The 1,660-nt window shown below is 45.8% G+C and carries 2 protein-coding genes; one reads left to right on the top strand and one right to left on the bottom strand.

All coding sequences use genetic code 11. The annotated features are described in order from the left end of the window. Window positions 1-685: chorismate-binding protein (locus J5224_RS26940; RefSeq protein WP_264628224.1), on the bottom strand; the 685-nt coding region annotated here is incomplete at its 3' end. Between the two features lie 596 nt (window positions 686-1,281). Between J5224_RS26940 and J5224_RS26935 the strand changes: the two genes are divergently transcribed. Further along, window positions 1,282-1,660: hypothetical protein (locus J5224_RS26935; protein ID WP_264628223.1), on the top strand; the 379-nt coding region annotated here is incomplete at its 3' end.

The raw sequence follows: 1,660 nt of genomic DNA, 5'->3' as shown, positions 1-1,660 counted from the left end.
GCTGACACTGAAGTTTATCGTGCAGCGGATCTTGATGACGACAAATTGATCCTGCCAAGGGGTTGCTCCAGATGCGTCGCGCATTTTTGCGGATCAACAATTCCGGGCTGGCCCCGACTAAAACGCCCCCCTCCGGCAGTGGCAGGGAAAAGTGATAAGCATGGGGATTTTGCACCCTCAAATTGTGCAACACCGCCGAGCAATCTACAGGCTGTGCTACGTCCACCTCAAGCAGACGCGATAACACCACTTTGCGGATTTCCCCCTGACGCACACAACGCAGCGCAGCCCCTACGGCAGATTGAAAATGCCGAGCGTCGGGCAGGCTGTTCACATGGGTAATCGTGGCCGCCGGGCTCGCGCTGTTAATCAATGCCAGCGAGGCATCAGCCTGTCTGAGGGAGAAATGGTAGTGCTGCGGAATGAACAAGCAGGATGGACGACGGGTATCAAAAGGGATGGCACCGACGACAAGCGGAGCGCAAACGCCTTGTTCCCGCGCTCGCGCCATGCTCGCTTGTACCTTGTGCCATAGCGATCGGCCATTATCACCGTCGGTTTGTGCCGGTTGTGAAATCCGTTCAAAAATGCCCGAGGCAATCACACACCGGTGCGCGGAGTAATAGGAGAAATCTGCCGGTCTTTCCGGCGGGTTACTGGCTTGGGTTACAATAGCATCCAACATCGTGTCACCTTAAATGATGAAATTAAACACGCCTGATAGATCTCATGCGGATATTCACATCTTGTGAAACGGATCGCTATTTTGCGAACTTCCCCTAAGCGATTTATCAATCGCAATCATCAAGAAAACCCGTTGTTGATTGAAAATCCGTTCCTACGCACGCGGTGACGCTGACCTCAGCCCCTGGCAGAACGTTGCAAGGTTCCCGCGTCAACACGTTATTACAATTGAGAATCATTATCAACAAGGAATGTTGCGCTATAATGCCGTTGTCAGGAAAAAAGAAATAAAAACAAGAGAGGGGGAGATAAACATGCACGTCAATATTCGACGCGCACTAATAACCGTTGACACTGCATACAAAAACATACTTGTGATCTGAGATCATAATATCAAATTATCATTATCGTCCTTATTTATCGTGGTGAATTATCATCATTATACCTTCCAGGTGATTCGCAGTTGGTGTGCTTTTTTTACTTATTAAAAAGGCCGAATATCCAGTGATAGATAAACGTAGCGTTATTTGTAATTAGCCGATAAATTCGCGTGCTACGCTTCATGCAGTACCTTATTTATCATCGCCGGATAATAAAATGCTACGTATACTCAACGCCAATAGCACAACCTACTACGCAAATACCATCAAGAAAAGTGATGGCAATCTGGAAAAAAGAGACAAATTAATTCCTACGTTTCAGAATCTTCTTTCGGTAAAAAATACAGCGACGGAAATCAACATTGCAAAACGTGCCAAAAAAATCCCTTTCAACGTTGATTTGCTGGTAGATATTGCTGAAACCAAAAGTGATTTGTTAGCATCAATAAAGCTGCTGAAAGGCCGCCTCGATCAGGAGGAATCTCTTTTATTAAAAAACCGACTGTATTACAACAATACGCTGCATCGCTTAAAAAATAAATTAATTGTCACACTGTCGCAGTGCAACAGAAACATACTTCGTATCAACAATAAAA

Source organism: Candidatus Symbiopectobacterium sp. NZEC135, from assembly GCF_025962695.1.
Note: the sequence above shows the minus strand (reverse complement) of the source record. Positions and strands in the feature narration are given on the sequence as shown.